Here is a 22,428-nt window from a genome sequence, read left to right on the forward strand (position 1 = left end):
CATCGCTGTAAGGGTGGGCTGCACGAACGGTGCAGCCGGGTATGTAGAAGGAACGTTCGGCGCGGCGAAAAATTTACAGGGCCGCAATCGCGGCGGCCAAGGCACGGCCGAAGATCCCGGCGACGCGGTCGATTTCCGCTGCGGTGATCACCAGCGGCGGCAGGAACCGCACCACCGCGCCATGGCGGCCGCCCAGCTCCAGGATCAGGCCGCGCTTGAGGCATTCGCGCTGCACCAGCGGCGCCAGACGGGCGAAGGCCGGCGGGTGGCCCAAGGCGTCCGGCGTACCGTGCGGATCGACCAGTTCGACCCCGAGCATCAGGCCGCGGCCGCGGATGTCGCCCAACTGCGGGAAGTCCCGCTGCAGCAGGCGCAAATGCTCGCTCAGGCGCTCGCCCATGGCGGCGGCATGTTCACAGACCTTGTGCTCGACCAGGTAACGCATGACCGCAGAGCCGGCGGCCATCGCCATCTGGTTGCCGCGGAACGTACCGGCGTGGGCCCCCGGCTGCCATTTGTCGAGCCACTCGCGGTAGACCACCACCGCCAGCGGCAGGCTGCCGCCGATGGCCTTGGACAGCACCACCACGTCCGGCACGATGCCGGCGTGCTCGAAGGCGAACATCTTGCCGGTGCGGGCGAAACCGCTCTGGATCTCGTCGACGATCAGCGCCACGCCGGCCTTCTCGGTGATGCGGCGCAGACCGCGCAGCCACTCGATGTCCGCCGGGATCACCCCGCCCTCGCCCTGCACCGCCTCGACGATCACCGCCGCCGGCAACTGCACGCCGGCCTCGGGGTCGTTGAGCAGGTTCTCCAGGTAGCTGAGGTTGGCGTTCACGCCGGCGGCGCCGCCGAGGCCGAACGGGCAGCGGTAGTCGTACGGGAACGGCATGAACTGCACGCCGTTGCTGAGCAGCGCGCCCAGCGGCCGCTTCGGCCCCAGGCTGCCCATCAGGCTCAGCGCGCCCTGGCTCATGCCGTGGTAGCCGCCGGCGAACGACAGCACGGTGCTGCGCCCGGTGGCGGTGCGCACCAGTTTCAGCGCGGCTTCCACGGCGTCGGTGCCGGTCGGGCCGCAGAACTGGATTTTCGCTTCCGCGGCCAATGCCTGCGGCAACAGGCCGAACAGGTCCTGGACGAACCGGTCCTTGACCGGGGTGGTCAGGTCGAGGGTGTGCAGCGGCAGCTCATCGGCCAGCACCTGCTGGATCGCCCCGATCACCACCGGGTGGTTGTGCCCCAGCGCCAGGGTGCCGGCACCGGCCAGGCAGTCGATGAAGCGACGGCCTTCGACGTCTTCGACATACAGGCCCTTGGCGCGCTTGAGCGCCAGCGGAATGCGCCGCGGGTAACTGCGGGCGTTGGACTCCTGGCGGCTCTGGCGGGCCAGCAGCGGCGACTCGTTGAACTGGTACAGCGTTTCCGCCGGTTCGTGGCCGGTTTCGGCCGGCGATGTTTCGATTTGGCTGGTGGCGACTGACATCTCTCGACCCCTCAATGCGCTATGGATAGTGACCAAAACTGCACACCACGCAGGTGCGCGTTCCGGTCATGGAGCGCACATGCAGGTTTTCCTGTTCTGGAAACGCTTAAGCGCGTCGAGGATTTACACCCTTGATCGCCGGTCAGGCCGACAACGGCAACCGTTTGTGCATCGGCAGCGCCTGCACGCCGTGGTGGAGCTGGCGCGGCGCCGACTCGCAATAGCCCAGGCGCCGGTAGAAGGCTTCACCCGCGCGGGTGCTGCGCAGTGTCGCGCGGGGCGTTCCGCGGATCCGCAGCCAGCCTTCGAGATCCCCCATCAGCGCCCGCCCGGCCCCACGGCGGAACCACTCCGGCTGCACGTGGCACAGGGTGACATCGCCGCAAGCCGCCGCCATGCCGACCCCGACCGGCTTGTCCTGCAACAGTGCGATGTTCAGGTAGTGCTCGGGATCGGCCAGCCAGGCGCGGATGTGCTCGGGCGATTGCCGACGGATCCAGTGGTCGACCAGTTGCGCGTCGTTGCGGTGGTCGAGGGCGCAACCGACCCGGATCGAGCGCTCGACGATGCGGCTGATCACGCCGGCATCGCGCAAGGTGGCCGGGCAGATGTAGATGGAGGCGTCCATGTCGCGGTTTCCTCAGTCCGTTGAGTCAGGCTGAGCAGGACGATAGCGGTGCGGCGGGCGCATCGCCAATGTGCAGGCGTTACATTTGATGTGCCCGGCGCAACACCATGCGGGAGCCAGCCTGCTGGCGATGACGTCGGTCAAGGCACCGCAAAGGTGCCTGGTTCAGGCCGGTTGCAGCGGCATGGTCAGCTCGACGCGCAGGCCGTCGGGGCGGCTGTCGAAATGCAGGGTGCAGGCGCAGCGCTGGACAATCGCCTGGACGATCGCCAGCCCCAGGCCGCAGCCGGTGCTCTGGCCGTTGCGCCAGAAGCGCTGGGTCAGGTGCTGAAGGTCGTCCGAGGCGATGCCGGGGCCGTGGTCGCGCACCACGAAACGCACGCGGTTGCCGCTGGTTTCCAGGCTCAGCTCCACCGGCCCGTCCGCCGGGGTGTGGCGCAGGGCATTGTCGAGCAGGTTGCGCAGGGCCGCGATGGACAGCACCGCCGGCATCTGCAGCGGCGCGGCCGACAACCGCTCCGGCAAGAGCAGCCGGATCCGCTGGCGCTGGTCGCTGGCCGAATCCTGGATCGCCAGTTTCGCCACTTGCTCGGCGCTGCACTGCACGCCGTCATCGAACGACAGGCTGCCCTCCACCCGGGCCAGCAACAGCAGTTGCTCCAGGGTGCGGTGCAGCCGGTCGGCGCCCTCCTCGGCCCGGGCCAATGACTGGTCGCGGGCGCTGCCGTCGGTCATGCGCGCCACTTGCAGGTGGGTCTTGATCGCCGTCAGCGGGCTGCGCAGCTCATGGGCGGCGTCGCCGGTCAGGCGGCGTTCGCGCTCGATGGTCTTGCCGATGCGCAGGAACAGCTGGTTCTGGGTTTCGAGCAGCGGTTTCAGTTCGCTGGGGAAGGCCTGGATCTGCAACGGCTCCAGCGAATCGGCGTTGCGCCGCATCAAGGCTTCGCGCAGGCGGTTGAGCGGCGTCAGCCCCTGGCCGATCCCCAGCCACAGCAGGCACAGGCAGCCCAGCAACGCCACGCCCACCGGCACCGAGGCCGCCAGCAGGATCGACATGTTCAGGGCCTCGCGCTCGATCACCCGGTCCGCCGTGGTGATCCGCACATCGCCCCGGGCCAGGGTGAAGGTGCGCCACGGCGCGCCGTCGATCATCTGGTCGTGGAAGCCCATTTTTTGCGCTTCCAGCGCCTGTTCCGGGTTGTTGTGGCTGCGGGCGAGGATCTCGCCGCGCAACGAACTGACCTGGCAGGCCATGCCGCCGGGGATGTTCAGTTGCTCGGCGCTGAAATGGGTGCCCTCGCCCTTGCCCGGCAACGCCGGCAATTGCTCCAGCAGCCCCGCGACCATCCGCGCCGACGCCACCAGGCGCTGGTCGAGAGAGAACATCATCTGGTTGCGCAGGTCGCTGAGCATCCAGGCGGCGGCCAGGGCCCAGATCAGCGCGAAGGCGGCGCCGAGGGTCAGGCTCAGGCGCAGGCGCAGGCTCATCACTTGTCGGAATCTCCGCCGTCGGCCGGGCCCAGGCGGTAGCCCAGGCCGCGCACGGTTTCCACGATGCCTTTGCCCAGTTTGCTGCGCAGGTGGTGGATGTGCACGTTGAGCGCGTTGCTTTCCAGCTCGTCGTTGAACCCGTAGACGCTGTCCTTCAACTGCTCGGTCGACAGCACCCGGCCGCGGTTGTGCAGCAGGGCCTGCAACAGCGACTGCTCGCGCCGCGACAGGTCCACCGGCCGCCCTGCGAGGGTGGTTTCGCGGCTGCTCGGGTCGTAGGTCAGCGCACCGTGCTCGATCAGATTGACGCTGCGCCCCGCCACCCGCCGCAACAGGGTCTGCAGGCGGGCGAACAGTTCGCGCAGGTCGAAAGGCTTGAGCAGGTAATCGTCGGCGCCGGCCTGCAGGCCGTCGACCCGGTCGGTGACCGAGTCCCGCGCGGTGAGGATCAGCACCGGAATCTCCAGGCCCTGCTGGCGCAACTGCTGCAACAGCTTGAGGCCGTCTTCGTCGGGCAGGCCGAGATCCAGCACCATCACGTCGAATTCCGCGACCTTGAGCATCGCCCGCGCCTTGGAGGCGGTGTTGACGTGCTCGACGGTCAGGCCTTGGGCCGTCAGCCCCGCGACGATGCCGCTGGCGATCAACTCGTCGTCTTCGCAAACCAGTACGTGCATGGTGGATCCCGTAGAAAAAGGCAGATTAGGCCGCCGGCCGATTAAGCCGACATTATGCCCCGAACGCCGCACCGACAAGGGCGCGGCGGTTAATCATCGGTTAATCGCCGCGCGCCAATGTGCACCTCAATTGCACAGGGACAAGGCTCCTCCATGCGTCATTTCTTTCTCTTTTTTGCGTTGCTGATCTCCACGCTGGCCCAGGCCGGCAATAATCCGTTCGACGCCAAGCCCGAGTTCCTGCCGGTCGACAAGGCGTTCGTGCTGACGTCCGAACGCTTGGAATCCGGCGAAACCCAGCTGTTCTGGCAGATCACCGACGGCTATTACCTGTATCAGAAACGTCTGAAATTGGATGGCCTGAGCACCGACCGGCAACCGGCCCTGCCCGAGGGCGAGTCCCACAGCGACGAGTTTTTCGGTGAGCAACCGGTGTACCGCCAGGGCCTGGAGCTGAAGATCCCGGCCGACGCCAGCGGCCAGATCAAGGTCAGCTATCAGGGCTGCGCCGACGCCGGCCTGTGCTATCCGCCACAGACCCGGATCATCGACCTCGGCGGTCAGGCGACTGCGGCCACGGGCACCGAGGCGCCGGATCAGGCCCTGGCCAGCGGCCTGCAGCAGCGGGCGCTGGGCTGGAGCCTGCTGGTGTTCTTCGGCCTCGGGCTGTTGCTGGCATTCACCCCGTGCTCGCTGCCGATGCTGCCGATCCTGGCGGGCATGATCGTCGGCAGCGGCGCCACCCCGCGACGCGGTTTTGCCCTGGCCGGCAGTTATGTGATCTGCATGGCGCTGGTCTACGCGGCGATGGGCGTGGTGGCGGCCTCGCTGGGCGCGAACCTGCAGGCGTGGTTGCAGAACCCCTGGCTGCTGGGGGCCTTCGCGGCGATTTTCGTGGTGCTGGCGCTGCCGATGTTCGGGTTCTTCGAGCTGCAGTTGCCGGTGGCGTTGCGCGACCGGCTGGAGCACGCCTCGCGCAGCCGCACCGGCGGCAGCCTGATCGGTGCCGGGGTGCTGGGGGCGTTGTCCGGCCTGCTGGTCGGCCCGTGCATGACCGCACCGCTGGCCGGCGCCCTGCTCTACATCGCCCAGAGCGGCAACGCCGTGCACGGCGGGCTGATCCTGTTCGCCCTGGGCATCGGCATCGGTGTGCCGCTGCTGGTGCTGGTGACGGTGGGCAATCGCTTCCTGCCCAAGCCCGGCGCCTGGATGAACCTGCTCAAAGGCGTGTTCGGTTTCCTGTTCCTGGCCACCGCGCTGCTGATGCTGCGTCCGGTGCTGGATCCCGTGCTGTGGCTGGGCCTGTGCGGCGCCCTGCTGCTGATCGCCGCGTACAGCGCCTGGAAACAGTCCGAAGGCTTCGGCCGCGTCGCCCATGTGTTCGGCGCCGGTTCGCTGCTGTTGGGCCTGTGGGGCAGCCTGCTGGTGGTCGGCGCGGCCGGCGGCAGCGACGATCCGTACCGGCCGTTGCAGGTCTACAGCGCCGGACGCGACGGTGCAGCGGCCCCCGACAGCCACGACGCCTTCACCACCATCAAGGATCCCGCCGCCCTGGCCCGTGAGCTGGATGCGGCAAAGGCCCGGGGCCAGTGGGCGATGCTCGACTACTACGCGGACTGGTGCGTGTCGTGCAAGGTCATGGAGAAGCAGGTGTTCGGCCAGGCCCGGGTGATGCAGGCGTTGAGCGACGTGCGCTTGCTCCGGATCGACGTCACCGCCGACAATGCCGCCAGCCGCGAACTGCTCGGCCGCTACAAAGTGCCCGGACCGCCGAGTTTCGTGTGGATCGGCGCCGACGGCGAAGAGCGGCGCAGCCGGCGCATCACCGGCGAAGTGAGCGCCGACGCCTTCCTGCAACACTGGACCATCACCCGAGACGCCCGTTAATGCTGACCTTCACCCTCGGCACCTTTGCCATCGCGCTCAACCACCTGCTGCTGATCAGTGCATTGGCGCTGGCGACGTTCGTCGGCTGGCGGGTGGCCAAGCGTGGCGGGGACAATCCCGAGTCGGCGCTGTTCAGCCTGTTCCTGCTCGGCCTGCTGGCGGCGCGCATCGCGTTCGTGGCCGTGTACTGGGGCCATTACCGCAGCGATCCCTGGCAGATCATCGACCTGCGCGACGGCGGCTTCCTCGCCTGGCCGGGGGTGATCGCGCTGCTGCTCGCCGCCCTGTACCGCGGCTGGCGCCGGCCGGGCCTGCGCCGCCCGCTGGGCTTCGGCGTGGCGAGCGGCGTGGGCTTCTGGCTGCTGGCGACCTTGGCGCTGGGCATCTATGAACAAGGCACGCGCCTGCCGCAGATCACCCTGCGCAACGCCGCCGGGGAAACCGTGGAACTGACCGACTACCGGGGCGGGCCGCTGGTGATCAACCTGTGGGCCACCTGGTGCCCGCCGTGCCGGCGGGAAATGCCGGTGCTGGAGAACGCCCAGCAGCAGCGCCCGGATCTGACGTTCCTGTTCGTCAACCAGGCCGAGAGCATGCAGAGCGTGGCCACCTTTCTTGAGACCCAGGGCCTGAGCCTGAACAACGTCCTGTTCGACCGCAGCGGGCGCCTGGGCCAGGCCGTGGGTTCCATGGCCTTGCCGACCACCTTGTTCTACAGTCCGGACGGGCGCCTGCTGGGCAGCCACCTGGGCGAACTGTCGAACGCCAGCCTGGCCCGCGCCCTGGAAAACTTCGACACCCCCGATTCGAACCCGAACGCCGCACCGGCCACCTCTGCAAGGAAACTGCCATGCCCCGCCTCCGCCACCTGCTGACGCTGACCCTGGGCGCTGCCCTGCTGCATCTGCCGTCCGTGCAGGCCGCTGAAGAACTGCCCGACGCGATCAAGAAGATCGAAGCCAAGGGCGCGAAGATCGTCGGCCGCTTCGACGCCCCGGACGGCCTGCGCGGCTATGCGGCGCAGTACCAGAACCGTGGCATGGCGCTGTACCTGACGCCCGACGGCAAGCACGTGCTGCTGGGCAACCTGTACGACGCCGACGGCAACGACCTGAGCAGCGAGCCGCTGCAGAAGCTGGTCTACGCGCCGATGGCCAAGGAGATCTGGGGCAAGTTCGAGGCGAGCAACTGGATTCAGGACGGCAACAAGGACGCCCCGCGCACCGTGTACCTGTTCAGCGATCCGAACTGCCCGTACTGCAACATGTTCTGGGAGCAGGCCCGTCCCTGGGTCAAGGCCGGCAAGGTGCAGCTGCGCCACATCATGGTCGGCATCATCCGCGAGGACAGCCCGGGCAAGTCCGCCGCATTGCTGGCGGCCAAGGATCCGGCCAAGGCCCTGGAAGACCACGAGAAGGCCGGCAAGGGCAGCTCGCTCAAGGCAATGAAGGACGTCCCGGCGGCGGTGCAGGCCAAGCTGGAGGCGAACATGCAACTGATGGACGAGCTGGAGCTGCAGGCCACCCCGGCGATCTTCTACATGGACGACAAGGGCGAGCTGCAGCAACAGCAAGGGGCGCCGGCGCCGGACAAACTGGCGAAGATCCTGGGGCCCAAGTAACGCCGGCTTTTGCAGGCAGCGCCGTTCACACATTGTTCTGCGGTGAACGCAGGCTCTGCATTCACCCGAGACTTCCTGTGGGAGCCAGCCTGCTGGCGATGGCGGTGGGTCAGGCAACGGTGATGCTGGCTGTGCCGGCCTCATCGCTGGCAAGCCAGCTCCCACAGGTTTGGCGGCGACAGGTTCTGCAGACATCCGAGATTCCCTGTGGAAGCCGGCCTGCTGGCTATGGCGGTGGGTCAGGCGATAAAGATGTCGGCTGTACCGGCCTCATCGCGGGCAAGCCCGCTCCCACAGGTTCTGGAGGCGGCCGCAGATTCCGCATACATCCGAGATTCCTTGTGTGAGCCAGCCTGCTGGCGATGGCGGTGGGTCTGCCAACGGTGATGCTGGCTGTGCCGGCCTCATCGCTTGCAGGCAAGCTCCTACAGGTTTTGGCTGCGGCACGAAACCGGGCCTAGCGGTTGCGCTCGCTCAGGAACGTGAACAGCACCTCGGTCACGAACGCCGGGTTCTCCAGGTTGGAGATGTGCCCCGCCTCCGGCACCAGCACGCACGGGCAGCCGATCAGCTCCGCCATTTCCTGTGCCTCCGTCGGCGGACGCGGTTTGTCCTGGTCGCCGCACACCACCAGCGTGGTCGCTGCATCCAGTTCCCCCAGACGCGGCAGCAGATCATCCCGCCCGAAGGTGATGCGCCCCATCGGCACGATGCTTTCGCGCAGGCGCTGCGGCGAGTAGCCCGCCAGTTTCGCGCGAAAGTCCTGGTACAGCGCCGACGCCTTGTCGATGCCCGGGCGGAAGAAGATCGGCACGACGATGTCCAGCAGTTGCTCGGAAATCGCGCCGCTCTCTTCGATCTGCTTGAACAGGGAGAAGTAGTACTGACGGGTCGGCTCCGGCTCGACGCCGACGTAGGTGTCCATCAGCACCAGGCCGTTGAGCCGCTGCGGCGCCGACAGCGCCAGGCGCACGCCCCACATGCCGCCCACCGACAGGCCGGCGAGGGTGACCCGGTCGATGTCCAGGTGATCGAGCAGCGCCAGGGCCTGGCGGGCGATGTCGTCCAGCGACGCGGTGCCTTCGGGCAAGCGCCCGGACTCGCCGTGGCCCCACAGGTCCAACGCGATCACCCGGTAGTGCGGCGACAGCGCGGCGATCTGCGGCGCCCACATGGCCTCGTCCCACAGGTAGCTGCCGGCCAGGAGCAGCGCCGGGCCCGAGCCTTGATCCGTGTAGTGCAGCGCTTGTCCGTCCACCGTGAAAAAGGGCATCCATCACCTCCGCGAGAAAAAGAGAACCGGCAGACTGAGCTGCCGGTTCGTTGTCGTCAACCTTGGAAATGTACGGCAATGTACAAGACGGTTTTGCGGTGGTTTTGCAGACGCCATCGCCAGCAGGCTGGCTCCCACAGGATTCTCAGTCGTTCGCAGGCCTAGCGGACGGCCACAATACCTGCTGGCAATGGCGGTCGCCCTGCCAACACCGAGGCTGCATGTGTCGGCCTCATCGCTGGCAAGCCGAGTCGTCGCACCGCAGCTCCCACAGGTTTTGCGGTGTCCGCCATTTCTGCACTCACCCAAGATCCCTGTGGGAGCCAGCCTGCTGGCGATGGGGCCGGCGCGGCCCCGGCGATTAAAACCCTTCCAGTTCCGCCATCAGGTCATTGAGCCGGTCCGCCTTGTCCGCGGTGATGTCGTTGGCCACCAGTCCTTCGATGTACTCGGCCAGCTCCGCCACCGTGCTGCACTCGAACATCGCCCGCAGCGGCACGTCCCGTTGCAGAGCCTTCTGCACCCGCGAGGCGATCTGCGTGGCCAGCAGCGAATGGCCGCCGAGCTCGAAGAAGTTGTCGCGTACGCCCACCCTCTCCACCTTCAGCACCTCGGCCCAGATGTCGGCCAGGGTCTGCTCCAGTTCGCTGCGCGGCGCCAGGTAGTCCTGGCTCTGCAACTGGCCGATCTCCAGCGCCGGCAAGGCCTTGCGGTCGAGCTTGCCGTTGGCGTTGAGCGGCAGGCGTTCCAGCCACAGCCAGTGCAGCGGCACCATGTACTCCGGCAGTTCGGCGCGCAGGCGCTGCTTGATCCGCTCCAGCCGTTCGGCCGGGCTGAGTGCCGAATCGGCCGCCACCAGATAACCGACCAGGTGCTTGCCGTTGGCGCCCTCCTGCACGCCGACCGCGCCGTCGCGGACTTCCGGCTGCTCGTGCAGACGCGCCTCGATCTCGCCCAGTTCGATCCGGTAGCCGCGGATCTTCACTTGATGGTCGACCCGGCCGACGTACTCCAGCACACCGTCGCTGCGACGGCGGGCCAGGTCACCGGTGCGGTACAGCCGCTCGCCCGGCGCACCGAACGGGTTCGGCACGAACACCGGTGCGGTGCGCAGCGGATCGCTGACGTAACCACGGCCGACCCCGGTGCCCGCCACGCACAGCTCGCCCACGGCACCCAACGGCACCAGGTCCAGCGCACCGTCGAGCAGGTACAGCAGGTTATTGTCGGTCGGCGTGCCGATCGGCAGGTAACTGCCGCGGGTCGAGGCCAGGTCGACCCGGAAGAACGCCACGTCGTCCGAACATTCCGCAGGACCGTAGGCGTTCACCAGACCGATGTCCGGGTAACGCAGCAGCCATTGGTGCGCCAGCTCCGGCGGCATCGCCTCGCCGGTCGGCAGCATCCAGCGCAGGCCGTCCAGGCTCAGGCGGTCCGAGGCAAGCATGCCCTGGATCAGCGACGGCACGCTTTCCAGCACGGTGATGCCCTGCTGCTGCACGTGCACCAGCAAGCCTTGCGGATCGTGGGCGATGGTGTTCGGCACAATGTCCACCCGCGCGCCGAACAGCGGCGCGGCGAGGAACTGCCAGACCGAAATGTCGAAGCTCTGCGAGGCGGTCTGGGCGATCACGTCGGCGTCGCTCAGGTTCAGGTACGGCACCTTGCTCAACTGGTTGTTGAGCATGCCGCGCTGCTCGACCATCACGCCTTTGGGCAGGCCGGTGGAGCCCGATGTGTAGATCACGTAGGCCAGGTTGTCCGGGCCGCTGTAGATGCCTGGGTCGGACGACGCTTGCGCGCCGGCCTGAACCTCTTCCCACACCAGCAGACGCGGACGGTTGGCGCAGCCGGACTCATCGAGCAAGGCTTGGGCCTGTTCGCGGCACGCCTCGCTGCACACCAGCACCGGCGTGCGGCTCAGTTCGATGATGCGGCTCAGGCGCTGGCTCGGCAGGCCCGGATCCAGCGGCAGGTAGCCGGCGCCGGCCTTGAAGCTGCCGATGATCATGCCCAGCAGGTCGAGGCTACGCTCGGCCAGCAGCGCCACCGGTTGATCCATCCGCACCCCGGCCGCGACCAGCGCGTGGCCGAGACGGTTGGCGCGCAGGTTCAGGTCGGCGTAGCTCTGGCGCTGGTCGAGGCAACTGGCGGCGATGCGCTGTGGGTGCGCCGCCACCTGCGCTTCGAACAGTTCGACGTAGCTCGTCTCCAGCGGATAGTCGTGGCCGCTCCGGTTGCAGCCGTGCAGCAGGAAGTCCTGCTCGTCGGCGCCCAGCAGCGGCAGGTCGGCCATGTCGCCATGGAAGCCGTCCACCAGCGCCAGCAGCAGGCGCTTGAACTCGCCGAGCATGCGCTCGACCGTCGATTCGTCGAAGTAGCGCTGGTCGTAGGACAGGTGCAGGCCGAGGTCGTCGCCCGGGTAGCACACCGCCGTCAGCGGGAAGTTGGTGTGGGTGCGGCCCGAGTCCGAGGTGGCGTTGAGGCTCTGCGCCCGGTCCAGCACCGAGACCTCCACCGGGGCGTTCTCGAACACGAACAGGCTGTCGAACAGCGGCTGGCCCTTGGGCAGTTCGCTCTGCTCCTGGATGTTCACCAGCGGCAGGTATTCGTACTCGCGCAGCTGCATATTGCTGTCGAGCAGGCCATTGAGCCACTGGCGCACGCCGCAGCGCTGGTCGTCCGCCGGGATCTGCACCCGCAGCGCGATGCTGTTGATGAACAGCCCCACGGTACGCTGCATCTGCGGCATCTCCACCGGGCGGCCGGCCACGGTGACGCCGAACAGCACGTCACGGTCGCCGCTCAGGCGGCGCAGCACCAGCGCCCACGCCGCCTGGGCGAAGGTGTTGACGGTCAGCTGATGGGCCTGGGCCAGTTCGCGCAGACGCGCGCCGTCCTGCACATCGAGACGGGTGTAGCGGTCGCTGACGATCATGCCGCCGCTCTCGCCGGCGTGCTCACGCAGGAACGGCCGGTCGCTCGGGATCGGCGTGGTGCGCTCGAACCCTTGCAGGTTCTGCTGCCACCACTGGCGCGCTTCGGCCAGGCTCTGGCGCTGCAGCCAGCCGATGTAGTCGCGGTAGCGCGGCGGCACGGCCAGTTGCGCCTCGCGGCCTTCACCGAGGGCGGTGTAGATCTCGAAGAAATCGTTCATCAGCAGCGAGCGGCACCAGGCATCGATCAGGATGTGGTGGTTGCTCATCATGAACCAGTAGCGCGCCGCGCCGACCTTGATCAGGCGCAGGTGGAACGGTGCCTGGTTGAGCAGGTCGAACCCGGCCTCGCGCTCGGCCTTGAGCAGCGCCTGGAGTTTCGGCTCCTGCTCGGCGTCGGCGACCGCGCTCCAGTCCAGGTACTCGATCGGCGTGCGGCCCGGGGTGTGGATCACCTGCAGCATGTCTTCGCCGACGTTCCAGCAGAACGACGCGCGCAAGGCTTCGTGACGGGCCGCCACCGCTTGCCACGCCTGGGCGAAGCGCTCGGGGTCGAGCTCGCTGTTGATGCGGTAGCGGTCCTGCATGTAGTACAGGCCGGTGCCCGGTTCGAGCAGGGTGTGCAGCAGCATGCCCTCCTGCATCGGGGTCAGCGGGTACACGTCTTCGATCTGCGCCGCCGGCACCGGCAACGCGTCGAGCTGGGCCTGGGTCAGCTGCGCCAGCGGGAAGTCGGACGGCGTCAGGCCGCCCGCGCCGTCCTGCAGGCAGTGGCCGATCAGGCTCTGCAGCTCGCCGATGTAAGCATCGGCCAGATCCTGGATGGTCTGCGGATCGTAGCGCTCGGCGCTGAAGGTCCAGCGCAGCTGCAACTCGCCGCCGGACACCTGGCCGTCGACGCTCAGCTCGTTCGGCAGCGGGGCCTGCGGATCGTGGGCGGCGCCGACCGGTTCGTCCACCGGACGGAACAGTGCGTCGTTGCCCAGGGTCTGGTCGAGCTGGCCGAGGTAGTTGAAGGTGACCGGCGCGTTCGGCAGCGCCGCCATGCTGTCGCGGCTGGCGCCGTCGGCCAGGTAGCGCAGCACGCCATAGCCCAGGCCCTTGTGCGGTACTGCGCGCAATTGCTCTTTGATCGCCTTGATCGACGCGCCCTGGCCGGCCGCCTCTTCGATGCCGTGCGGGGTCAGGCGCAACGGGTAAGCACTGGTGAACCAGCCGACGGTACGGGTCAGGTCGATGTCGTCGAACAGGGTTTCGCGGCCGTGGCCTTCCAGCTGGACGAGCGCCGACGGTTGGCCGCTCCAGCGGCACAGCACGCGGGCCAACGCAGTCAGCAGCAGGTCGTTGACCTGGGTGCGGTAGGCGCTCGGCGCCTGTTGCAGCAACTGCCGGGTGCGCTCGGCATCCAGTTGCACATTGACGGTTTGCCCGTGACGGTTCTGGCGCCCGCCCTCGGGGTTCTCGCACGGCAGCCCGGCCACAGGACCTGCCAGTTGCGCTTGCCACCAGCCCAGTTCCTCACGCAGGGATTCGCTGCCGGCGTAGGCCTGCAGACGCGCCGCCCAGTCCTTGAAGGCGCTGGTCTTGGCCGGCAGGTTCACCGACTGCCCGGCATCGAGCTGGCGGTACACGGTCTGCAGGTCGTCGAGCAGCACGCGCCATGACACCCCATCGACCACCAGGTGGTGGATGGCGATGAACAGACGCTGTTGGCCTTCCGGCCCATCGACCAGCACCGCACGCAGCAGCGGCCCGTGTTCCAGGTCGAGGCTGCGCTGGGCGTCGGCGAACAGCGAGGCGCACTTGTCCATGGACGGCACGCGCACTTGCCACAGCACGGCAGCCTCGGTCAGCGGTTGATGGTTCGCCTGCCATTCGCCATGGGCTTCGGTGAAGCGCAGGCGCAGGGCGTCGTGCTGTTCGATCACCGCCAGCAGCGCCTGCTCCAGGCGATGGGGTTCCAGCGCGGTGGCAGGTGCCAGCAGCAACGCCTGGTTCCAGTGCTGGCGCTCGGTGATTTCCGTGTCGAAGAACCAATGCTGGATCGGCGTCAGGCGCGATTCGCCCGTCACCAGCCCTTGCTCGGCGGTCACGGTTTCGCTGCGGCTCGCCACAGCGGCCAGGGTCTGCACCGTCTGGTGCTGGAACAGGTCGCGCGGGCTGAAATGGATGCCCTGCTGCCGCGCACGGCTGACCACCTGGATCGACAGGATCGAGTCCCCACCCAGTTCGAAGAAGTTGTCGTTGAGGCCGACCTGCGTAACGTTCAGAACCTCGCACCAGATCTGCGCCAGGGTCTGCTCCAGCTCGTTGCTCGGCGCCACGTAGTCCTGGCGGTTGAGCGCAGGGTCCGGTGCCGGCAAGGCGCGGCGGTCGAGCTTGCCGTTGGCGGTCAGCGGCATGCTGGCCAGCAGGATCAGGTGGGTCGGTACCATGTAGTCCGGCAGTTGCGCCTTGAGGTGCGCCTTGAGCGCTTCGCGCAGCGCGGCCTGATGCGTCTCGTCCCGTTCAGCCATGTCGGTGACGAGGTAGCCGAGCAGTTGCTTGCCGCTCGGCGCGTCCAGCGCCAGCACCACGGCTTCGCGGATCGCCTCGTGGTCCAACAGACGGGTTTCGATTTCCCCCAGTTCGATGCGGAAGCCGCGGATCTTCACCTGATGGTCGATCCGGCCCATGTACTCCACCAGACCGTCGGCGCCCTGGCGCACCAGGTCGCCGGTGCGGTACATGCGCCCGCCGTCGGCGGCGAACGGATCCGCCACGAAGCGTTCGGACGTGATGCCCGCCCGCTCGTGATAACCCACGGCCAGGCCGGCGCCGCCGACGTACAGCTCGCCCGTCGCGCCTTGCGGCACCAGCGCCAGGTCGGCGTCGAGGATGTAGGCGACGCGGTCGCCGATCACGCTGCCGATCGGCACACTGCCGGCGCCCTCCTCCAGCATCTCCGGCGCCAGGCTCGCCAGCGGCATGACCACGGTTTCGGTGGGGCCGTAGGCGTTGAAGAACACGCTCGGCTTGAACGCGGCGCGGATCCGTTGCAGGTGCTCGCCGGTCAGCGCTTCGCCGCCGGTGATGATCATCCGCACCGGCAAAGTCTGGCTTTGCGTCGCCAGCCACTGCGCCAACTGGCTACCGTAGCTTGGGGTGAAGCCGAGGATGCTGATGCGGTGCGCGCGGATCAGGCCGCAGATTTCCTCGGCGTCCCATTGCCCTTGGGCACGCAGCACCACGTGGGCGCCACTGAGCAGCGGCACCAGCAGACGCTCGGTGGCGGCGTCGAAGTTGATCGAATAGAAGTGCAGCTCGCAATCGTCCGGGCGCATGCCGAAGCGTTCGATCACGGCCTGGCAATGCATGGCGATCTCGCCGTGGGACACCACCACGCCTTTCGGCTTGCCGGTGGAGCCCGAGGTGTAGATCAGGTACGCCTGATGCTGCGGCAGGCTGATGAACGGCAGCTCGCCGGACGGCTGGCCGGCCAGCGCGGCGCTGTCGTCCTCCAGGCACCAGCGCGCCACGTTCGGCGGCAACTCGCCCAGGGCGGCGAACATCGCCCGGTCGCTGAGCAGCAGGCCGACGCCGCTGTCCTCGATCATGTAATGCAGGCGGTCGAGCGGGTATTCCGGATCCAGCGGCACATAGGCGCCGCCGGCCTTGAGGATCGCCAGCAGGCCAATGACCATCTCCAGCGACCGCTCAAGCGCCAGGCCGACCCGCACCTGCGGGCCGACGCCGCGCTCGCGCAGCGCCCAGGCCAGGCGGTTGGCGCGGGCGTCGAGCTCGGCGTAGCTCAGGGTCTGCCCGGCGAAGGTCAGGGCCGGCGCGTCTTTGCGCGCCAGCGCCTGCTCGGCGAACAGGTGATGGATGCACTGGTCGAGACGATGCTCGCCGGCCTCGACGCCGAGGCTGTCGAGCAGGCGCTGGCGCTCCGGCGCGTCCAGCAGCGGCAGTTCGCTGAGGGGCCGCTGCGGGTCGGCGATCAGCGCCTCCAGCAGGTTGCGCCAATGCCCGGCCATGCGGGCGATGGTCGGCTCATCGAACAGGTCGGTGCTGTAGGTGAGGCAGCAGCCCAGACGGTGGTCGAGGTCGGTGACTTCCAGGTTGAGGTCGAATTTGGTCGCCCGTGCGTCGTTGACCAGGTACTCGACGGTCATGCCGGCCAGGGTGCGGGTCTGCTGGAATTCCCAGCGCTGCACGTTGCACATCACCTGGAACAGCGGGTTGTAGGCGGCGCTGCGCGGTGGCTGCAACGCTTCCACCAGATGGTCGAACGGCAGATCCTGATGGGACTGGCCTTCGATCACGGTGTGGCGCACATGGTCGAACAGCTCGGCCACCGTCATCCGCCCGTCGAGCTGGCAGCGCAGCACCTGGGTGTTGAGGAATGCGCCGATCAGCCCTTCGCTTTCCGGGCGGATGCGGTTGGCCACCGGTGCGCCGATGCGCAGGTCGGTCTGGCCGCTGTAGCGGTAGAGCAAGGTGGCCAGCGCGGCGGTCATGGTCATGAACAGGGTCAGGCCGTTCTGCGCGTTGAAGGCGCGCACGCGGGCGGCCAGGTCATCGCTCAGGTCGAAGCGGAACAGTTCGCCCCGGTGGCTCTGCACCGGCGGCCGCGGACGGTCGCCCGGCAGTTCCAGCAGCGGGTGTTCGCGGCCCAGCTGGGCGGTCCAGTAGTCGAGCTGACGCTGGCGTTCGCCGGACTCCAGCCACTGGCGCTGCCAGACGCTGTAGTCGAGGTACTGCACCGGCAGCGGTTCCAGCGGCGAGTCGCGGTCGTCGACGAACGCTTCGTACAGCGCGCTGAGTTCCCGGGCGAAGATGTCCATCGCCCAGCCTTCGGTGACGATGTGGTGCAGGGTCAGGACGAAGTAGTGCTCCTGCTCGGCGGTCTTGACCAGGCAGGCGCGCAGCAGCGGACCGGTTTCCAGGTCGAACGGCCGGTGCGCCTCTTCATCGGCCAGTTGCTGGACTTTCTGCTCGCGGACTTCGGCCGGGTGCTTGGAGAAATCCTTCCAGTCCATACGCAGGCCGGTTTCGGCATGCACCTGCTGACGGGCCACGCCATCGACGCTCGGGAACGTGGTGCGCAGGGTTTCGTGACGCAGGATCAGCGCTTGCAGCGCCGCTTCGAAGCGCCCGACATCCAGCACCCCGCGCAGGCGCGCCATGCCGCCGACGTTGTACGCCGGGCTGTCCGGCTCCATCTGCCAGAGGAACCACATGCGCTGCTGCGAATAGGACAGCGGCACCGGCCGGCTGCGGTCGACCTTCTCGATCGGCGGCTGCTTGTTGGTGCGGCCGCTGGCCTGGATCAGGCGGATCTGCTCGGCGAAACCGCCGAGCTCGCTGTGCTCGAACAGCGCCCGCAGCGGCAGTTCGACGTCGCAGGCCTGGCGGGTGCGGGAAATGATTTGGGTGGCCAGCAGCGAATGACCGCCGAGGGCGAAGAAATCGTCGCGCAGGCCGACCTGCGACAGGCCCAGCACCTCTCGCCAGATCGCGGCGATCTGGCGTTCCAGTTCGCTGACCGGTTCGACGCGCTCGCGCACCTGCCACTGCGGCTCGGGCAAGGCACGGCGGTCGAGCTTGCCGCTGGGGCTCAGCGGCATTTCGTCCAGGCGCATCAGTTGCGCCGGCACCATGTATTCCGGCAGTTCGGCGGCGAGGGCGGTTTTCAGGCGGGCGATTTGCGCCTCCTGGTCCTCGCTGGCATCGCCGGCGGTGAAGTAGCCGATCAGTTGCGGGCCGGCGGCGGTGTCGCGCACCAGCACGGCAGCTTGGGCGACGCCGTCCTGCGCCAGCAGGCGCGCTTCGATCTCTTGCGGCTCGACCCGGAAGCCCCGCAGTTTGACCTGCTGATCGAGGCGGCCGAGGTATTCGATCACGCCGTCGTTCGTCCAGCGTGCCCGGTCGCCGGTGCGGTACAGGCGCGCGCCCGGCTCGCCCGACGGATCGGTCACGAAACGTTCGGCGGTCAGCGCCGGCCGCCCGAGATAACCGCGGGCCAGGCCGATGCCGCTGATGCACAGCTCACCCGGCACCCCGGCCGGCACCGGGTTGAGGTCGCTGTCGAGCACCCGGCAGATCACGTTGCCCAGCGGGCGGCCGATCGGCGAACGCTCGCCGTCGGCCTCGCTGCACTGCCAGTGGGTGACGTTGATGGCGGTTTCGGTCGGGCCGTAGCGGTTGTGCAGTTGCGCAGCCGGCAGTTGCGCCAGCACGCGGTTGCGCAGTTCCGCCGGCAGCGCTTCGCCGCCGGAGAACACCCGGCGCAGGCTGGTGCATTCGGCGCTCAGGGGTTCGTCGATGAACAGCGACAGCAGCGGCGGCACGAAGTGCAGCGTGGTCACGCCGTACTGCTGCACCAGTTCGGCGATGCGGTGCGGATCGCGGTGCTCGCCGGGGCCGGCGATCAGCAGGCGCGCGCCGGTGATCAGCGGCCAGAAGCATTCCCACACCGACACGTCGAAACTGATCGGCGCCTTCTGCATCAGCACGTCGCTGTCGTTCAGCTGATAAGTGGCCTGCATCCATTGCAGACGCTCGGCCAGGGCGCCATGGGTGTTGCCCACGCCTTTGGGCTGGCCGGTGGAGCCGGAGGTGTAGATCACGTAAGCAAGGTTGTCGCCGTGCAGGTGCAGGCCCGGCGCCTGGCTCGGCCAGGTGTCCAGGTGCAGGCTGTCCATGGCGATGACGCTGACGCCGTCGCAGGCCGGCAGGCGGTCGAGCAACGTGGTCTGGGTCAGCAGCAGCCCGACGCCGCTGTCGGCCAACATGTAGGCCAGGCGTTCGGCGGGGTAGTCCGGATCCAGCGGCACGTAGGCGCCGCCGGCCTTGATGATCGCAAGCAGGCCGATCAGCAGTTGCGGCGAACGTTCGGCGGCGATGGCCACGCAGACGTCCGGGCCGACGCCCTTGTCGCGCAGGTAATGGGCCAGGCGGTTGGCGCGGGCGTGCAGCTCGGCGAGGTCGAGGCTGCCGCCGTCCCACACCAGCGCGGTGCGCTCCGGGGTTTGCCGCATCTGCTCGTTGAGCAGCTCCGGCAGCCATTGCTGCGCGGCGGCGCACGGCGCGCTGCTCCACTCATCCTGGCGCGACAGTTCGTGGGCCGTCAGCAGTTGCAGGTCGCCGATGGCCGCTTGCGGGCGCTCGCAGGCATCGGCCAGCAGACGGGTGAAATGCTCCGCCAGGCGCTCGACGGTGGCGAGGTCGAACAGTTCGTCGGCGTAGTCGAACGACAGGGTCAGACGCCCGTTGCGGTCTTCCTCGCTGTGCAGCTGCAGGTCGAACTTGGCCTCGCGGCTGTGCCACGGCAGCTCTTCGGCGAGCAGGCCCGGCAGGCGCTTGAGGGCGCTCAGGTCGCGTTGCTGATGGTTGAACATGACCTGGAACAGGCCTTGCTCGCGGGCCTTGGGGAAGGCTTCGAGCAGTTGCTCGAACGGCAGGTCCTGGTGGGCCTGGGCGCCGAGCGCGGCCTCACGGGTGCGGGCCAGCAGTTCGCTGAACGGCAGGCGCGGCTCCACTTCGGCGCGCAGCACCTGGGTGTTGATGAAGAAGCCGATCAGGCCTTGGGTCTCCAGGCGCGGACGGTTGGCGTTGGGCACGCCGATGCGGATGTCGCGCTGGCCGCTGTAGCGGTGCAGCAGACTCTGGAACGCCGACAGCAACAGCATGAACGGTGTCGCCGCCTGAGCCTGTGCGGCGTTGCGCACCGCCTCGCTGAGGCTGACGCTCAGCCGCACGGTATGGCGGGCGGCGCTGCCGGCCTGACGGGCCGAGCGCGGGTGGTCGGTGGCCAGCTCCAGGGTCGGTTGCTCGTCTCCCAACTGCGCTTTCCAGTAGGCCAGTTGCCGCTCGCCTTCGCCCTGGGCCAGCCACTGGCGCTGCCAGCTGCCGTAGTCGGCGTAGCGGGTCGGCAGCGGCGCCAGCTCCGCCCGCTGGCCTTGGGACGCGGCGGCGTACAGGCGCGAGAACTCGTCGATCAGCACGTTCAGCGACCAGCCGTCGGCGATGATGTGGTGCAGCGTCACCAGCAGTAGGTGGTCTTCATCGTCGAGGCGGATCAGGGTCACCCACAGCAGCGGGCCCTTCTCCAGGTCGAACTGGGTGCACGCCTCGTCTTCGCGGATCTGCTGCGCACGGGCCTCGCGCTCGGCGCCCGGCAGGTCGCTGAGGTCGATCCGCTGCAGCTCGAACCCGCCGGCAGGCAGCACCTGCTGCAGGGCCACGCCGTCGCGCTCGAAGAAGCGGGTGCGCAGGGATTCGTGGCGCTCGACCAGTTGCTGGAAGCTGGCGCTCAGGGCGTCCTCATCGAGTTCGCCACGCAGGCGCAGGCCGCCGGGAATGTTGTAGGCGCTGCTGTGCGGGTCGAGTTGCCAGGTGATCCACAGACGGTTCTGCGCCAAGGACTGCGGCAACGCTTCGTGAAGCGGCAACGCGGTGATTTCGCCCTGGGCGCTGCCGCCGTCCTGTTGCTGCTGCGCCACGGCAACGGCGAACGCGCTCAGGGTCGGGGCTTCGAACAGCAGGCGCAGGTTGAGCTCCAGGCCCAGCGCTTCGCGCACCTTGGCGATCACCTGGGCGGCGGCGATGGAGTTGCCGCCGAGCAGGAAGAAATGGTCGTCGGCGTTGACCTGTTTGACATTCAAGTGTTCGGCCCAGATCTGGCCGATGCGCGCCTCAAGTTCAGAGGCCGAGGCAACCGGTGCCTGACCTTCTGCGGTCGCGGACGGGAACACCGCGTAGCTGTCGAGGCTGCCGTCGGCCAAGCGGTTACGGCATGCCGAGCGTTGCAGCTTGCCGCTGGAGGTCTTCGGCAATGCGCCCGGATTGAGCAGCACCACCACGCTCGGCGCTTCCTGATAGGCCTCGGCCACGGCCTGGCGGATCGCTTTGATCAGCGCCTCCGGCGGCAGGATTTTCTGTACGCTGCGGCTGATCTCCGCCGCGATGCCGATGCCCTCCTCGCCGTTCCGGGTGACCGCGAACGCCGCCACGCGGCCCTTGCGCACCACTTCCACTTCGTTCTCGACGGTCTTCTCGATGTCCTGCGGGTACAGGTTGTGGCCGCGCACGATCAGCATGTCTTTCAGGCGGCCGGTGATGAACAGCTCACCCTCGCGGAAAAAGCCCAGGTCGCCGGTGCGCAGCCAGGTCTGGCCGGCGTGCTGGACGAAGGTCTTGGCGGTGGCCTCGGGGTTGCGCCAGTAGCCGTGGGCGATGCTCGGCCCGGCCGCCCAGACTTCGCCGACGGCGTTGTCGGCCAGCTCTTGCAGGGTGACCGGATCGACGATCAGCACCGCGTGCTGCGGCTGGCTGATGCCGCAGCTCATCACCGGGCTGCCCTCTCCCGCTTCGGCGCGGTTTTGCGCCAGTGCCGCGTCGTCCACGCGCAGGGCCGGAATGCCCTGGCCGCGCGGCGTGCCGGCGACGAACAGGGTCGCTTCGGCCAAGCCGTAGGACGCCATGAAGCTGTCCTCGCTGAAGCCGCAGGCGGTGAATTTCTCGGCAAAACGCTCCAGGGTGTCGAGGCGGATCGGCTCGGAGCCGGAGTACGCCACGCGCCAGCGGCTCAGGTCGAGACGCTCAAGCGCCGATTCGCTGACCCGCTCGCTGCACAGCCGGTAGGCGAAGTCCGGGCCGCCGCTGATGGTGCCGCCGTATTGGCTGATCGCTTCGAGCCAGCGCAGCGGACGGCCGAGGAAATACGCCGGCGACATCAGGATGCACGGCACGCCGCTGAAGATCGGCTGCAGCAGGCCGCCGATCAGGCCCATGTCGTGGTACAGCGGCAGCCAGCTGACGATCACATCGTCCGGGTTCACGTCGATGCCGAAGCCGTGGCGGATCAGCAATTCATTGGCCACCAGGTTGCCGTGGCTGACCTGCACGCCCTTGGGCAGCGCGGTGGAGCCAGAGGTGTATTGCAGGAAGGCGATGTGGTCGCCAGGCAACGCCGGCTCGACCCAGCGTTCGGCCAGCGCGTCGTCGAGGGTGTCGACGCACAGCAGCGGCGGCGCGCCTTCGATCTGCTGCAAGGCGTCGCGCAGGCCGGCGCTGGTCAGCAGCAGGCGCGGCTCGGCGTCGGCGATGATCGACAGCAGGCGTTCCTGGTGATGGCGCTTGGCAGACTCAGGCGGATAGGCCGGCACGGCGATGACGCCGGCGTACAGGCAGCCGAAGAACGCCGCGACGTAATCCGGGCCGCTGGGAAACAACAGCACCGCACGCTCGCCGAACCCGGCCTCGGCCTGCAGCGCCGCGGCGATCGTGCGCGCACGCCGGTCGAGTTCGGCATAGCTGAGCACCACGGCCTGTTCCTCGGATTCGGCGAGAAAGCGCAAGGCCAGCCGGTCCGGCGTCAGGGCCGCCCGGCGCTGAAGGGCTTGGACCAGGGTGCTGGGGAGTTCGAACGCGTCGGTCATGAGGT

Annotated in this window: 9 protein-coding genes; 3 read left to right on the forward strand and 6 right to left on the reverse strand. The window is 68.2% G+C overall.

Annotated elements, in window-relative coordinates; translation table 11 throughout:
- Nucleotides 1-73: 73 nt before the first annotated feature.
- The 4 genes from CAG31_RS02605 to CAG31_RS02620 form a co-directional block, all read right to left on the reverse strand.
- Nucleotides 74-1,486, reverse strand: a complete 1,413-nt coding sequence (locus tag CAG31_RS02605) for an aspartate aminotransferase family protein (RefSeq protein ID WP_085577918.1) — start codon at nt 1,484-1,486, stop codon at nt 74-76.
- Nucleotides 1,487-1,628: 142 nt separating this feature from the next.
- Nucleotides 1,629-2,114, reverse strand: a complete 486-nt coding sequence (locus CAG31_RS02610) for a GNAT family N-acetyltransferase (RefSeq protein WP_085577919.1) — start codon at nt 2,112-2,114, stop codon at nt 1,629-1,631.
- Nucleotides 2,115-2,279: 165 nt separating this feature from the next.
- Nucleotides 2,280-3,602: an ATP-binding protein gene (locus CAG31_RS02615; protein WP_085577920.1), complete on the reverse strand. Its 1,323-nt coding sequence runs from the start codon at nt 3,600-3,602 to the stop codon at nt 2,280-2,282.
- Nucleotides 3,602-4,282 carry a response regulator gene (locus tag CAG31_RS02620; RefSeq protein WP_085577921.1) on the reverse strand — a complete coding sequence of 227 codons (681 nt, stop codon included), beginning with the start codon at nt 4,280-4,282 and terminating at the stop codon, nt 3,602-3,604. Before CAG31_RS02620 ends, CAG31_RS02615 begins: the two co-directional genes overlap by 1 nt.
- A gap of 153 nt (nt 4,283-4,435) precedes the next feature.
- Here CAG31_RS02620 and dsbD point away from each other — a divergent pair, with 153 nt between their 5' ends.
- Genes dsbD through dsbG form a run of 3 tightly spaced genes read left to right on the forward strand, consistent with a single transcriptional unit; the run spans nt 4,436 to nt 7,790 of the window.
- Nucleotides 4,436-6,169 (forward strand): protein-disulfide reductase DsbD, encoded by a 1,734-nt coding sequence (dsbD, locus tag CAG31_RS02625; protein WP_085577922.1) that lies wholly within the window; start codon nt 4,436-4,438, stop codon nt 6,167-6,169.
- The gene (locus tag CAG31_RS02630; protein ID WP_085577923.1) at nt 6,169-7,044 is read left to right on the forward strand and encodes a TlpA disulfide reductase family protein; all 876 of its coding nucleotides are present in this window, start codon (nt 6,169-6,171) and stop codon (nt 7,042-7,044) included. Before dsbD ends, CAG31_RS02630 begins: the two co-directional genes overlap by 1 nt.
- Nucleotides 7,020-7,790 (forward strand): thiol:disulfide interchange protein DsbG, encoded by a 771-nt coding sequence (gene dsbG / locus CAG31_RS02635; RefSeq protein ID WP_085577924.1) that lies wholly within the window; start codon nt 7,020-7,022, stop codon nt 7,788-7,790. Before CAG31_RS02630 ends, dsbG begins: the two co-directional genes overlap by 25 nt.
- A gap of 457 nt (nt 7,791-8,247) precedes the next feature.
- Here the strand turns inward: dsbG and CAG31_RS02640 are convergent, their stop codons facing one another.
- Entirely contained in the window at nt 8,248-9,063 is an 816-nt protein-coding gene (locus tag CAG31_RS02640) for an alpha/beta fold hydrolase (protein ID WP_085577925.1), read from the reverse strand.
- 361 nt (nt 9,064-9,424) lie between these two features.
- A complete protein-coding gene (locus tag CAG31_RS02645; RefSeq protein ID WP_085577926.1) occupies nt 9,425-22,423 on the reverse strand; it encodes a non-ribosomal peptide synthetase in 12,999 nt (4,332 codons plus the stop codon).
- Nucleotides 22,424-22,428 lie beyond the last annotated feature (5 nt).

Origin of the sequence: Pseudomonas sp. R25(2017), assembly GCF_002112565.1 — a bacterium.
GTDB classification, from domain to species: Bacteria; Pseudomonadota; Gammaproteobacteria; order Pseudomonadales; family Pseudomonadaceae; genus Aquipseudomonas; species Aquipseudomonas ekonensis.

Bases quoted from the DNA above. Each gene is read 5' to 3' on its own strand.
- dsbG (WP_085577924.1), top strand. From the start codon at position 7,020: ATGCCCCGCCTCCGCCACCTGCTGACGCTGACCCTGGGCGCTGCCCTG.
- CAG31_RS02630 (WP_085577923.1), top strand. From the start codon at position 6,169: ATGCTGACCTTCACCCTCGGCACCTTTGCCATCGCGCTCAACCACCTG.
- CAG31_RS02615 (WP_085577920.1), bottom strand. From the start codon at position 3,602: ATGAGCCTGCGCCTGCGCCTGAGCCTGACCCTCGGCGCCGCCTTCGCG.
- CAG31_RS02645 (WP_085577926.1), bottom strand. From the start codon at position 22,423: ATGACCGACGCGTTCGAACTCCCCAGCACCCTGGTCCAAGCCCTTCAG.
- CAG31_RS02610 (WP_085577919.1), bottom strand. From the start codon at position 2,114: ATGGACGCCTCCATCTACATCTGCCCGGCCACCTTGCGCGATGCCGGC.
- CAG31_RS02620 (WP_085577921.1), bottom strand. From the start codon at position 4,282: ATGCACGTACTGGTTTGCGAAGACGACGAGTTGATCGCCAGCGGCATC.
- CAG31_RS02640 (WP_085577925.1), bottom strand. From the start codon at position 9,063: ATGCCCTTTTTCACGGTGGACGGACAAGCGCTGCACTACACGGATCAA.
- CAG31_RS02605 (WP_085577918.1), bottom strand. From the start codon at position 1,486: ATGTCAGTCGCCACCAGCCAAATCGAAACATCGCCGGCCGAAACCGGC.
- dsbD (WP_085577922.1), top strand. From the start codon at position 4,436: ATGCGTCATTTCTTTCTCTTTTTTGCGTTGCTGATCTCCACGCTGGCC.